Source organism: Acinetobacter sp. Ag2, assembly GCF_001005515.1.
GTDB lineage: Bacteria > Pseudomonadota > Gammaproteobacteria > Pseudomonadales > Moraxellaceae > Acinetobacter > Acinetobacter bereziniae.
In genome coordinates, this window is record NZ_LBNA01000029.1 from 1 (window position 1) to 14,486 (window position 14,486).

At 38.3% G+C, this 14,486-nt stretch carries 9 protein-coding genes and 1 rRNA gene; 8 read left to right on the forward strand and 2 right to left on the reverse strand.

The genetic code is table 11. From position 1 onward, the window contains the following. The first annotated feature begins 247 nt into the window (after positions 1 to 247). From rrf to AAV97_RS02830, 4 genes are all read left to right on the forward strand, one after another. A 5S ribosomal RNA gene (gene rrf / locus AAV97_RS02815) occupies positions 248 to 362 on the forward strand. Between the two features lie 196 nt (positions 363 to 558). Beyond that, a complete protein-coding gene (locus AAV97_RS02820; RefSeq protein WP_046759749.1) occupies positions 559 to 1,377 on the forward strand; it encodes a hypothetical protein in 819 nt (272 codons plus the stop codon). A gap of 449 nt (positions 1,378 to 1,826) precedes the next feature. Further along, entirely contained in the window at positions 1,827 to 2,990 is a 1,164-nt protein-coding gene (locus tag AAV97_RS02825; protein WP_046759750.1) for a PQQ-dependent sugar dehydrogenase, read from the forward strand. Positions 2,991 to 3,112: 122 nt separating this feature from the next. Further along, positions 3,113 to 4,357: an esterase-like activity of phytase family protein gene (locus tag AAV97_RS02830; protein ID WP_046759751.1), complete on the forward strand. Its 1,245-nt coding sequence runs from the start codon at positions 3,113 to 3,115 to the stop codon at positions 4,355 to 4,357. 98 nt (positions 4,358 to 4,455) lie between these two features. Here AAV97_RS02830 and AAV97_RS02835 read toward each other — a convergent pair whose 3' ends face one another. Both AAV97_RS02835 and AAV97_RS02840 read right to left on the reverse strand, forming a co-directional pair. Beyond that, positions 4,456 to 5,223: a hypothetical protein gene (locus tag AAV97_RS02835; protein WP_005034522.1), complete on the reverse strand. Its 768-nt coding sequence runs from the start codon at positions 5,221 to 5,223 to the stop codon at positions 4,456 to 4,458. 417 nt (positions 5,224 to 5,640) lie between these two features. Further along, positions 5,641 to 9,132 carry a PAS domain-containing hybrid sensor histidine kinase/response regulator gene (locus AAV97_RS02840; protein ID WP_046759752.1) on the reverse strand — a complete coding sequence of 1,164 codons (3,492 nt, stop codon included), beginning with the start codon at positions 9,130 to 9,132 and terminating at the stop codon, positions 5,641 to 5,643. A 186-nt stretch (positions 9,133 to 9,318) separates the two neighbouring features. On the opposite strand from AAV97_RS02840, the gene AAV97_RS02845 reads away from it, so the two are divergent. The 4 genes from AAV97_RS02845 to AAV97_RS02860 all read left to right on the forward strand — a co-directional run bounded on the left by AAV97_RS02845 (position 9,319) and on the right by AAV97_RS02860 (position 14,453). Further along, entirely contained in the window at positions 9,319 to 9,651 is a 333-nt protein-coding gene (locus AAV97_RS02845) for a DUF485 domain-containing protein (protein WP_004825640.1), read from the forward strand. Between the two features lies 1 nt (position 9,652). Further along, positions 9,653 to 11,368 (forward strand): cation acetate symporter, encoded by a 1,716-nt coding sequence (locus AAV97_RS02850; protein WP_004825638.1) that lies wholly within the window; start codon positions 9,653 to 9,655, stop codon positions 11,366 to 11,368. Between the two features lie 270 nt (positions 11,369 to 11,638). Further along, positions 11,639 to 12,316, forward strand: a complete 678-nt coding sequence (locus AAV97_RS02855) for an ion channel (RefSeq protein WP_046759753.1) — start codon at positions 11,639 to 11,641, stop codon at positions 12,314 to 12,316. A gap of 169 nt (positions 12,317 to 12,485) precedes the next feature. Continuing rightward, entirely contained in the window at positions 12,486 to 14,453 is a 1,968-nt protein-coding gene (locus AAV97_RS02860) for a BCCT family transporter (protein ID WP_004825635.1), read from the forward strand. Positions 14,454 to 14,486 lie beyond the last annotated feature (33 nt).

The window sequence follows — 14,486 nt, forward strand, 5'->3', positions numbered from 1 at the left end:
GACGTTGATAGGTTGGATGTGGAATGGCGGTGACGCATGAAGCTGACCAATACTAATTGCTCGTGAGGCTTGACTATACGACACCCAAGCAGTTGTATGTGAAGCATCATTTGATTAATAAAAGATCAAAGAAACTTGAATTAGTTGTAAAGCTAGTTACAATTTCTAACTCAAATGTTCTTCTGTTAAACTCATTTGCAACAAAGTAAGGCATCCCCATAAGACCCGAAAAAGTCCATAACAGTTTGCTGGCGACAATAGCAAGAGTGAACCACCTGATCCCTTCCCGAACTCAGAAGTGAAACCTCTTAGCGCTGATGGTAGTGTGGGGTTACCCATGTGAGAGTAAGTCATCGCCAGCTTTTAATTCTTAAAACACCCTCAACTAAAATGTTGAGGGTGTTTTTTTATGCGTAAAGAAAAGATAGAAATGATAAGAAATTGTGGATAAATAATATACTAGACGTCAACTTATGGCGTTTTAAAAAAAATATATATTCATAATCTTTAAATTATCAGACAAAATCTATAAATATAAGAAAGAAATGGAAACGGAATATGGGAAATTTATTTAGACTTATTAATGTTTATTATGATTTATTCGAATCATTCAAAAAAATTTTATATATAAAAAATAAGCTGATATGGCTTTTGCTATTATCTCTTTCTATATTTGTGTATTCATTTTATTGGTATGTGAATAAAGATGCTTTTCCATATTTTCCGAAAGTATCAAATGGATGGAGATTGATTTTTCCTATTTTAATCGAAATTTTAGTATTATTTATTTGGTTTCTTTTACTAAAGCAAAGAGAAAAATTAATAATTAAAGAATTGCAAGAAATTTTACAATCTAAACAAACCAAATTATACGACTTAAGAAAATTGTGGTTTTCAATCTGTGTTGATTCAGACTCTACAAAATACTTAGAAATAGCAGAAAAAATTGATAAAGTTTTGAATATTAAAGATAAATATAAATCCAATTTTTCATTGGATGCGAAACAATTTGGTTTGTGGATATTTCATCCAGAATCAAAAAATAGATTATTGGCAATGTTTATGGGTATATGTGCAGCAATAATAGGGCTAACAATAGCTACAGGCACTAATATTTATAATATTTTCGATTTTTTTAGAAATAATTCTTTTTGGTCGCTACTGGCTCTAGATCTTATATTTTCAATTTTTATCATGTTTGCAATTATGATTTTAAAATTAGTACTTCTAATTATATTTGAAATATTTGTTTTATTGGGAGATAAACTAGATAAAGAAAGAGCTGTAAGTAAAAGACGATCAAGAATTTTTATAAATCAGCTTTTATTTTTTTATAGCTTACCAAAACCTAAAATTCGTATTAAAAATCTAAAATAAAGATCGATTTATCTGAGTAATTAATAGATTTATATTAAAAATAAATTTTTTAAAAATATTGTAATGAGATGGTTTGTTGATATTGAGGTGAGAATTACTATTGATTTAGAGTACTTTAGATTTGAAAAACTATTCAAGTACAAAAAAGAAAACCCCATCATCCTGATGGGGTTTTCTTCGTATTGGTGTGTTAGATCTGACTCCTGTCGAATCTCACGTTCCTGATGCTCAGACACTTTATTATTCTTGTTTTGTCTGGGAAACTTCCTGTTCCCGATAACGATAGAATAGGTGAATTTACAGCAGCCGTATATTCGCTAAATTCGGCAGGAGTTGTAGGTAAATGCTTACATCGAATAGATTAGAAAATTGCTGTTAACAATATAAAATAGTTCAATACTGTCTTTTCTTTACAATAAATAAAACATCAAAGTATTGAGGAACAAGAAATGGAAGCGTTACGACAGAAATTTTTTTATTTACCTCTACTCATGGGCTGTACATTACTCAGTGCATGCAATGCTCAAAGCAATTCATCATCTGAAGTAAAACAAGCGACAGAAAGCACAACTGCGATGATTGATCAAAGCTATCGTGTTGAAAAAGTCGCGACATTTGATGAACCCTGGGCAATGACTGAATTGGGGGATGGGCGATTATTGATTACAGAGAGACGAGGGAAATTAAAGCTCTATGATCCTTCTTCATCACAAAGCATTGATATTTTAGGTGTTCCGCCAGTCGCTTATGGTGGGCAAGGTGGATTGGGTGATATTGCTTTGCACCCTGACTATAAAAATAATCATCAAATCTATTTGAGTTATGCTGAAAAAGGCAATGGTGGTTATGGCGCAGTTGTAGTTCGTGGTGAATTAAATCTACAAGAAAAAAATCCTCGAATCCGCAATATAAAAAGAATATGGGAACAAGTTCCAAAGGTCTCAGGACAAGGGCATTATGCGCATCGTATGTTATTTGGGAAAGATGGAAAGCTTTGGATCAGTTCTGGAGAACGTCAGAAATTTGATCCTGCACAAGATATGAAGTCGAATTTGGGTAAAGTCATTAGACTGAATGATGATGGTAGTCTTGTTGCAGATAACCCATTCACTCAACAAGGTGAAATCGGAAAACAAGTCTGGTCTTTAGGGCATCGCAATCCCTTAGGTATCGCTTTTGATCATAAAGACCAATTGTGGGTTGTAGAAATGGGTCCTAAGGGCGGTGATGAATTAAATCTAATTCATAAAGGTGAGAATTATGGTTATCCCATTGTTTCCAATGGGGATCATTATTCAGGAAAAGAGATTCCTGATCATGTCACCCGTCCTGAATTTAAAGCACCTGAGATCAGTTGGACACCTGTAATTTCTCCATCGAATTTGGTGTTTTATCAAAAACAATTGTTCCCTCAATGGACGAATAAGGCGCTCATTGGTGGATTGTCTTCAGAAGCAATAATTGTGGTCGATACTGAGTCAAAGCCTGTTCGTGAAATACAGCGTTTGAACATGAAACAGCGGATTCGAGATATTTATCCAGCGCATGATGGTTCGATTTGGGTATTGGAAGATGGAAAAAATGCTGGGCTATTAAGACTGTTACCTAAATAGAATAGACTCATTTTTATGATTGGCTTTTTATTCAAATGACTCCGTATTGTCATTGAAATGACTTAAAATTGTCATCCTGATTGGTTTAAATAAGGCTCATTTAAATCAATAAAAAGACCTTTATGAAAAAATTAGCCTACTCACTTTTAGCTTTCAGTATATTGGGTTTAACCGCTTGTAATGATGATGAAAACGACTTTTCGTTCGAATCATCGGTTAGCGTGCCTACATTGCTATCATTTGCCAAGCTTGATGTTGAAACTTATGCTGCTGGTCCAAATTCAGGTGCTTTCGTCAAAGGCGCAAATGGTATATTTCCGCCATTTAAAGGACAGCCAGTACAAGGTTTTTCAGGTGCATTAAAAAATAATGACGGTACCTATATTGTTATGGCTGATAATGGTTTTGGTACACAAGATAATTCATCAGATTTTCTGTTGCGTTTGTATCAGATCAAACCTGACTTTCGAACCAAGTCATCTGGAACAGCGAAAGTTCAAGTGATGAGCTTTGTCCAACTTCGTGACCCAAATAAATTAATTCCGTTTAATATCGTCAATCAAAATACCGCTGATCGTGTGCTCACTGGCGCTGATTTTGATCCTGAATCCATTCAACGTACTGCGGATGGTACGTATTGGATTGGGGATGAGTTTGGACCTTATTTACTGCATTTTGATAAAGATGGAATCTTGTTGGATGCGCCAATTCCATTACCAAATCCATTGAAAGTAGGCGCTGAATTACGCTCACCACAAAACCAGTTCAACAAAGCGAATATAAATTATGTTGAACCATTGGTTCAGCAAAGTGGCGGTTTCGAAGGTATGGCATTGTCTAAAGATGGGCAATATTTATACCCTTTGCTAGAGAAACCATTAAAAGGCGAGACCAATCAACAATTACTGATTTCTCAATTTGATGTAAAGAAAAAAGCCTATACAGGACGTTATTATTATTTCACTTTAAATGCCAAAGCGACCAATATTGGTGACTTCCAAATGTACGATGATAAATCTGGCATTATTATCGAACGTGATGCGAGTCAGAATAAGCTCGATGGTTATAAAAAGCTGATTCAAATTGAGCTTGGCGATGTTGGTAAAGCGGTTAAACGTTCAGATTTGGTCGATTTAATGAACGTTGCTAATCCAAATAATTTATATGGTGCGCCACGTGATGGTGATATCGGTACAGGCACTACATTCGCCTTTCCATTTGAAACGATTGAAGATGTCATTATTGAAAATAAAAATACTTTAACTGTGATGAACGACAATAATTTTCCCGGATCTTCTGGACGAAATGCAAAGCGTGCTGATGACAATGAAATTATTCAGATCAAGTTGCCTAAGGCATTGTATTAATACTGAGTCGCAACTATTCAAAGGATCGTATGTGGATATTTGATCAGAGTAAAAAGCCAGTCATTTGACTGGCTTTTTGTACTTCCTAAATAAGGCAATTAGGCTAAACAATCTTGTTTAGAGACTTGATCTGGGCAACCCAGAGGATTTAAAGCGCATTTTAAATCTTCGATCTGCTCATGAGTTACATAACCTTTAGATTTGAGGTAATCCGCAACTCGATCATCACGTAAACTTAAAAATGCTGCATCATATACGCCTAAATCAACAAATAATGCTGCTGTTTCTAAACTATTGAAGCGATCAAGGAAGACATCATTGCCATACATCAAGAATACATGGTCATAGTCTGCATGAGCATCTACTTTTAGACGCATTGCGAGCGTTGTCGGTGAAGTTTTAATGAATAGCAAGTCTGATAGCTCATCAAACTGGGTCATGTCTAAACTATTTTCCCCAGTCTTAACTTTACCTAACCATGCTTTAAATACCAATACAGCACCGCCACGAAGTAACATACTCCAGACTTGATGACGAACCTCATCATTTAAGCATTCGCATTCATCTTCTAAGCGTTGAACTAACTTTTCTTCTTGTTGGGCTAATTTATCAAATAAACCTAGACCTTGTGGATGAAATGCAACAGGTGCAAATACATCAAATTTTAATTCATCAAAAACTTGCAGTGCTAAAGGTACTGTTGCTTGATAGATGGTATTCAGCGCTTGGATTTGAGTGTCTTGCAACTTACTATGTTTAAAAATAGCTTGCCAATCGATTTCAGGCAGAATTGAATTAGCACCATATTGACGATGGAATTGTTGAGCTTGGTGTAGCCCATGTGGAACAGTTTCTGAAATATTCATAGCTAAAATCCTATTTAAAATTGAATTCAAACGCTGTTTTTGTTTCCCTAAACATGAGCGTGATTTTGTCTTGAATTAATTTTTGATTTATCTGAGATGCAATAGGAATACGACTAAAGTTGTATATAGGGTGAAAATTGGTTTTTTATTATTTAGAATCAAATAAATATAAAATTGTAACTAACTATACAAGTGTATATTTACTATTTTGATGTTATTTGCCATAGAAAATAAAGCTTTGGAATCTTTCGCCAATAAACAAGGCAGTCTTTGGGAGCTTTTTGAATGCTTTTGCACAATCCTTAAAAAAAATTGCTATTTATCTTAAAAAAATGTGTAACACACGCGCTAGAGCACGAAGCTCTAGCGCGTGTAAATGTTTCAAAACATTAAAGAAGGGGATTCCAATAGGCGACACTATTTTGAAATTTTCAATCCAGATAACCATGCGCGTAGTGAGGCTGGTTTAAGTGGTTTCTTTAAAAGCACAACATTTAAATCTTTGACACGTTGTGGTAATTCAGGATCGGAGTCTGCGGTGATCAGTGCCGCAGGAACATTTTCCTGACGATTTTCAATAATGAAATCCAAACCAATTTTGCTATTGTTTAGATGCTGATCCACCAACCAGACTTGAATATTTTCTCTTTGAATAATGTTCAAAGCCTGTTCAGGTTCTGTGGCCTTAAAGACTTGATAACCCCATTTGGTCAGCAGGGTGGTCATGCCTTCCAAAATTGTATCGTCATTATCTAAACATAAAATCTTATATGCTTTTGCTTTTAAAGGAACAGCTTGCACTGGTGTAGCAACAATTTTAGGTGCTTCTACCACGGGGACATCAATCATGAAGCATGAGCCTTTACCAAGCTCTGAATAGACATGTACAGGATAATCCAACAAGCTGGTCATTCGTTGAACAATCGCAAGACCAAGTCCTAAACCTTGTTCCCCCCAAGGTGAAGTATGCCCACAACGCTCAAACTCCTGAAACAGTTTAATGCGTTGTTCTTCAGCAATCCCAGGACCTGTATCCCAAACACCAATGCGGATATGTTGTGGAAGATCTGAAGCACGCAGTACACCCACCACGACACGCCCACGCGCTGTATAACGTAAGGCATTACTGACAAAGTTTTGGATGATACGACGAATCCATTGCGGGTCGGTGTCAATCCAGAATTGAGCATCATGTACGTGCAACTGGATATCACGTTGTGCGGCAATCGATTTAAATTGCAGTTCCAAATCACTGAGTAAATCATGTAATGGGTAGGCTTGGCGTTTCGGCTGAATTGAACCACCTTCCAAGCGTGCAATATCCAAAAGAGCAGATAACATGCTTTCTGCACCATGCAAAGCACGGTCAAGCTGTTGTAAGGTTTTTCGGTCTTCATCCGACTGAACGCTTTGTTCTAATGCTGTACTGAATAGACGTGCGGCATGCATGGGCTGAAGCAAGTCATGGCTGGCGGCGGCAATAAAGCGACTTTTTGACATGTTGGCTTTATCGGCTTGTTCGCGTGCAAGTTGTTGTTCTTCAAGTGCATCAGCCAACTGTTGGGTACGATCAGAGACACGGGCTTCAAGTACAGCTTCATTTTCACGGAATGCGGTAATATCAGCAAAAGTGGTAACGAAACCTCCACCTTCAATTGGATTTCCACGCATTTGAATCACACGACCATCTTTACGAATTCGTTCAAACTCATGCGCACTTCCGACTTTCATCCAGTGAATTCGTTTGCGTACATGTTCTTCTACCGAGCCAGGACCACATTCACCACGTTCAGCGTTATAACGAATCAAGTCTGCAATTGGACAACCGACATAAACGAGATCTTTAGGATAATCAAAAAGTTTGAGGTATTGATTGTTCCATGCCACCAGACACATATTTTCATCCACCACACTGACCCCTTGCGTCATATGGTCAATCATGGTCATGATGAGATTTTGGTTAAAGCGTTGCCATTGTGAAGCTTGGTCAAGAATGTTGGCAACTTGTCCCAAGGCTAAGCCGTTATTGACCATCGCTGTAGTTAATAAGGTACGCGCAGATGCTGCACCAATCGTTCCAGCAAGATACTGTTCGGTAAAACGCCACCACATCCCATTTGCACTGCTATTTTCATTTAAAACCACATTGTTCATAGCACAGAACTGCTGAAATGCGTGTGTTGCAGGTCCTTCACCAGTAATACGTTTAGCCAGTGCGATTAAATCGCCAACTTTGAGCTTGGCGACATCGTGGTGCAAATAGTTAATATCAGTCGAAGTATTTTGCGCAGGTAAAGGTTTAGTTTCGTAATAGAAAAAGCTTTCGGCCTGTATTTGTTCAGCAATACTTGGGCGATAAATTCGAGATACCCAGATATATAAGGTAATGTTTAATCCGAGTGCCCAAATAACACCATGTGTTAATGGTGCGAATGATTCAAAACCAAATAATGCTTCTGGTCTTAACCATTCGATATTTAAAGGACCAAACATTAAAAACTGATGTGCGAACTCACTATACTCAACAGGTAAGCTTCGCAAAATTGTTGGAAGCAACAAGGTATATGACCACAGGATAAAACCGACCACTAAACCAGAATAGACCCCTTGGCGGCTACCTCCTCGCCAATATAAACCACCAATCAATGCTGGTGAGAACTGTGCAACAGCACTGAATGCCAAAAGACCAAAAGTTGAGAGTTGGTCAATATCATTAAAGAAATGGAAGAATAGAAAACCAAGTAGCATCACCGCTAAAATACACACACGACGTGTAAATTTAAGCACTTGCGGTAAGCGTTTATCATGACGGGAAAGAATGCCAAATTTCCATAAAGCAGGCATGATCAAGTCATTACTCAGCATGATAGACAGTGCGACAGAAGAGACCAAAAGCATCCCTGTAGATGCAGAAAACCCCCCTAAAAATGCCAGTAAAGATAACCAGTCTTGGTTATAACTAATCGGTAAAGAAAGTACCGCAACATCTGGAATGGTTAAATATTTCGGTGCTGCATGCAGTGCCCAACTGGCAATTGGAATAATGGCAATAATGGTAAGGATTAAATAAGCAGCAAACCAGCGTCTAGCACCTCGAATATGCTTTTCATCGCGTAACTCCACCACAGCAACGTGGAACTGACGGGGCAAACAAATAATCGCTAAAGATGCCAATAAGGTTTGAATCCAAAATGTTTCAGGAACACCAAACAGTTGCACTTCATGAAAGGTTTTTTGTACATCATGTGAAATTTGTACAATATTTTGAGGGTGGTCAAAAATAAAAAAGAAGGCAACACAGAGTAGTGCAAACAGTTTGACAAAAGATTCAAATGCTACCGCAAGCATGAGTCCGCCATGCTGTTCGGTATTGGCGATTTGTCGCGTTCCAAACATCATCGCTAAGATTGCAAGCACCGCAGTGAGTCCAAGTACACCATTGGTTGTGGTTGAAACAACTTGGGTATTATGATCGAGCATGACCGATGCACTGAGTGCAATCGCACGTAACTGCAAAGCCAAATAAGGAATAATTGCAATAACTGCTAAGATGGTGACCAAAGAGGCAAGTGTTCCGCTTTTACCATAACGAGCAGCAACAAAGTCGGCAATCGATGAAATTGCATGATGCTGGCGTACACGACCTAAACGACGCCAAATGTCATAACCTAGCCAAACGAATAATAAAGGTCCTAAATAAATCGGTAGGAAAATAATCCCTTCTCTTACTGCTGCACCAGTTGCACCATAAAAAGTCCAAGATGAACAATAAACGCCCAATGTTAGACTAAAGAGAAGCATTCTGCCGCGAGTGCTTAATCGGCTGGCATGCTTCTCCCCAAAGAAGGCACAAACGAAGAGAATGAAGATGTAAAGGGCTAAAACCCCTATAATTAACCAACTGTTCATAAGGACTACAGTATAAAAATCTACCCCCTATCATACCGCATCCATGAATTGACTCGCGCACTTTGCTCAAAATTTAACGACCAAAGTCTAAGTTACGAGAACCCCACAATATTGTTAATTTTGACCATGTAAAAAAAGATTAAAAAAAGCAACCAGGGTTCTGGTCGCTTATCAAGGAGCATGGTTATGGATGAGAGACAAGTAGAGGCGATTCTACAAAATCCAAAATTCAAAGAAATGGTTGCTAAAAAAAGTAGATTGAGCTGGACATTAACTGCAATTATGTTGTTCGTTTATGTTGGATTTATGCTTTTAGTTGGCTATAACAAAGAATTTTTGATGACTTCATTTAGTGGTGGAGTCACCACTTGGGGTATTCCTTTAGGTCTAGGCATTATTGTTTTATCTTTCATTTTGTGTGGTGTGTATTCATATATTGCCAACAATAAATTGGATCAATTGAATGAAGATGCAATGAGAGAAGTAGAAGCAATTGCTCATGAAAAAGGACTTCACTAAGATGAAATGGAACTCTTTAAAGACTAAAGCAGCACTTGCATCTACTGCACTGCTTTCTACTGTTGCACAAGCTGGTCCAGATTTAGGTGAAGCTCAGCAACAAGCGACCAACTGGCATGCGATTATCATGTTCGCAATTTTCGTTGGTCTTACCTTGTTCATCACTAAATGGGCTGCAAAACAAACCACCAATACAGCAGACTTCTATACAGCTGGCGGTGGTATCTCAGGTTTCCAAAATGGTTTGGCGATTGCCGGTGACTACATGTCAGCTGCATCGTTCTTGGGTATTTCTGCAATGGTGTTTAGCTCAGGTTTTGATGGCCTGCTTTATTCACTAGGTTTCATGGTTGGTTGGCCAGTGGTACTGTTCTTGGTTGCTGAACGTCTGCGTAACTTAGGTAAATACAACCTCTCTGATGTGGTTTCATTCCGCTTAGAAGAAAAGCCGGTACGTACACTTGCTGCGATCAGTTCTTTGGTTGTTGTTGCATTCTATTTGATTGCACAAATGGTGGGTGCAGGACAGCTAATCAAACTTCTTTTTGGTTTGAACTATAACATTGCAGTGGTGATCGTTGGTCTTCTGATGATGGCTTATGTGATCTTTGGTGGCATGTTGGCGACTACGTGGGTACAGATCATTAAAGCGGTGATGTTGCTTTCAGGTGCAACATTCATGGCGTTCATGGTGATGCATTCTGTAGGCTATAGCTTCTCTGAAATGTTTAAACAATCTATCGATGTATTTGCAAAAGTGCATGATGTAAGCATCGAAGATGCAACTAAGATCATGGGCCCAGGTAGCTTGGCGAAAAACCCATTAGATGCATTATCGCTTGGTTTAGCATTAATGTTTGGTACCGCAGGTTTACCACATATCTTAATGCGTTTCTTTACTGTTAAAGACGCAAAAGAAGCGCGTAAATCAGTTGTTGTGGCAACAGGTTTCATTGGTTACTTCTACTTATTAACATTCATTATCGGCTTCGGTGCGATTCTGTTCGTATCAAACAACCCACAATTCATTGATGTCGCAAAAATGGCTGTAACTGGCAAACTAGAATTAGTTGGCGGTAACAACATGGCAGCGGTACACCTTGCTGATGCAGTGGGTGGCGATCTGTTCATGGGCTTCATTTCAGCAGTGGCGTTCGCAACTATTCTTGCAGTTGTTGCAGGTTTGACACTTTCAGGTGCTTCTGCAATTTCACATGACTTATATGCAAACGTAATCAAAAAAGGTCAAACTACACCTGAATCTGAATTACGTATGTCTAAGATCGCAACTTTAGGTCTAGCAATTTTTGCGATGATTTTAGGTATTTTGTTCGAAAAACAAAACGTTGCTTTCATGGTTGGTTTGGCGTTCTCCGTAGCTGCATGTGCAAACTTCCCAGTGTTGGTACTTTCAATGTTCTGGAAAGGCTTAACGACACGTGGTGCAGTTATTGGTGGTGTTGTTGGTCTAGTAACAGCAGTGACTTTAATTATCTTATCGAAAGCTGTTTGGGTAGATACATTAAAAATCTCTGATACACCAATCAACTCATTCAATGGTCCTGCAATCTTCGCTATGCCGTTAGCCTTCATTTGCTGCTGGTTGTTCTCTGTGACTGATAAATCAGCACGTGCGCAAGCAGAACGCAAAGCATTTGATGCACAGTTTGTACGCTCACAAACAGGTATTGGCATCTCAGGTGCTTCAGATCACTAATTGATTTCGAATCAACTCAAAAACACCTTTTCGAAGGTGTTTTTTTATGGGTTTTCAATTTGAAAGCCTTCATGTCCCTTTTATAACAGGACTAGGTGCTTGAATAATTTAGAGTAGAAATAAAGCTGTAAAAGCGCACGATTTAGCATGTTATAAATAGGATGAATTATCTCAATTTATAGATTGAACAATAAGGTAAAATTTAAACAATTTATCAAATTGAATGAATATGTTAATTTGAAGTTTTAAAACAATAACCAGAAATTATTTATGCAATCAATCGTCGAATTTTGGAAAGGATTCAAGCAATTGCCTTCGGCATGGCTATTATTGGTGCAATTGCTGATTTTGGTTTTGTCTGTGTACACCAATGCCAGTAGAAGCTATCAAATTCTTACATGGCTGCTTGGAGTGTCTGCATTGTTGATCATTGCCAAGGTAATACGACAAACACCAACATTTACCGTGCTTGGGTTGAGCTTTGTGTTGGGGGCTTTTTCGTTATCTTTTTTGATGTTGATCGGTTTTCATTCCGTTACTTTGCAAATTATCGCCCATGCTTTTGAAGCAGCAGCATATTTTTGTGCTGCTTATGGATTGATCCGTTATATGTTTGCAGACCGTTACCTCACCAAAGATGAGTTATTTGCTGCTGGGGCAGTTTTTACCCTGATTGCTTGGGGCTTTGCCTTTTTATACAGTATTTGCCAATTATTGGTTCCACAAAGCTTTCAAAACCCCAATCATGTTGCGGATTATCAGACTTGGCTGGATTTATTGTTTATTAGTTTTAGTTTGCAATCTGCAACTGGATTGTCGGATTTGATCCCTGTTGCACCCGCAGCACGTGTGATTTCGATGTTGCAAATGTTTTGTGGTGTGATGTATTTTGCGCTGATCGTTTCACGTATGATTGCACTGCAATATATTGAAAATAAACCAAAATAACGTGAAAACTATCTTGTTACATTTGCTAAATTGTTGAAAATATTAATTTAAATTATAATGTGTGCTGAATCTAATCGCTGTTCTACGGGATTCGTCTTTTTTCACTATTGTGAATGCCTTTTTTGACTTTAATACGTCTGTCCTTTTAATATAAAAACCTGGGGGAAATATGCCTTCCAAAAAAATCACTTGGTTTGACAATATCAATCCAAATGTTTTCTTGAGCACTGTTGGAATAATTGCGCTGTTTTTAGCGGTGGTTATCTTTGCACCTAATGCCTTTGAACTGATGACCACGCAAATGAATAAATGGATCACGGATTCATTTAGCTGGTTCTATGTTTTGTCCGTCGCAATTTTTTTAATTTTGCTTATTTTTATTGCCTTTTCTGAGATGGGCAAAATTAAACTCGGTCCAGACCACAGTCAGCCTGAATATAGCAATGGGTCATGGTTTGCCATGCTGTTTACCGCTGGTATGGGGATCGGTTTGATGTTCTTTAGTGTTGCCGAACCAGTCATGCACTATGTCAATCCGCCTACTGGAGATCCCCAAAGTATTGACTCTGCGCAACAAGCGATGAGAATTACCTTTTTCCATTGGGGTTTACACGCTTGGGCGATCTATGCTGTGGTTGGTCTAACACTGGCTTATTTTGCTTTCCGTTATCATTTACCACTAAAAGTTCGTTCGGGCCTATATCCAATTATTGGACGTAGGATCTATGGACCTATTGGCGATGCTGTGGATACCTTTGCGACCATTGGTACGGTATTTGGTGTTGCCACGACTTTAGGTTTCGGTGTAACCCAAATTAACTCTGGCTTGAGCTATTTATTCGGCTGGGAAAGTAATATTACAACGCAAATTATATTGATCATCATCGTCAGTACACTTGCGTCACTGTCCGTATTTTTAGGCTTAGATAAAGGAATTAAAAGACTTTCTGAGCTGAATCTGGTCTTGGCTTTGCTACTTCTTGTTTTTATTTTTCTCGCCAGTTCAAGTGTTTATATTTTACAAGCCACAATTCAAAATGCTGGACAATACATCTCTAATTTATTCACCATGACCTTTAATTTATATGCCTATCAATCCAATGGTTGGATCGGTGGGTGGACCATTGTGTATTGGGCATGGTGGATTTCATGGTCACCATTTGTGGGGATGTTTATTGCCCGTGTTTCGAAAGGGCGTACCATTCGAGAGTTTATTGTTGGCGTTTTGCTGATTCCGACAGGTTTTACCCTGATCTGGATGGGCTTTATTGGTAATGCTGCATTATTCAGTATTTTGCAACAGGGGCAAGACAGTTTGATGGCTGCTGTGCAAAAAGATTCTTCAGTGGCATTGTTTGAATTCCTCGCTCATTTACCTTTCGCAGGAATCTCAAGTCTAATCGCGACGGTACTTGTGGTTCTATTTTTTGTCACCTCAGCAGATTCTGGTGCATTGGTTACCGACTATCTCACAGCAAAGTCTGATAATTCACCGACTTGGCAACGTTTGTTTTGGACCATTTTAATGGCAGTACTTTCGATCATTCTATTAATGGTGGGTGGGCTTAGTGCATTACAATCTGCGACAATGATGAGTGCATTGCCATTCACATTTATTATGCTGTTGTTATGTTGGGGCTTAGTGAAAGCACTTCGTGTGGATGTGACCAAAATGCAAGCTTTACAAGTCGCAAGAATTACTCCGAGAGCTGTACAAAACCCACGAAGTTGGCAACAACGTCTAGGCTTAATTATGCATTATCCGCATACACAAGCTGAGGTGCATGAATATATCCAATCTCATGTGATTAAAGCTTTTGAAAGTATTCGTTTTGAATTCAAACGCCGTCATTTAAATGTCGTCATCAAAGAATTGGAAGATGGAGTTCAGTTGAGTGTAGATCATCATGACGAACTAAACTTTATCTATAAAGTAATGGTGCGGGAAATGGTTGCACCCAGCTTTATGATGAATGAACAGCATCAACAAACAGATGACTTTTATCAAGCTGAAGTATTTTTAAGAGAGGGCGGTCAGAACTATGATGTGATGGAGTGGACACAGGAAGACTTGATTCAAGACATCATTGATCAATATGAACGTCACTTGCATTTTTTAAATGTGCTGAGAAGCTAAGTTATTTATCTTCAAGCAATAAAAAAGGACTCG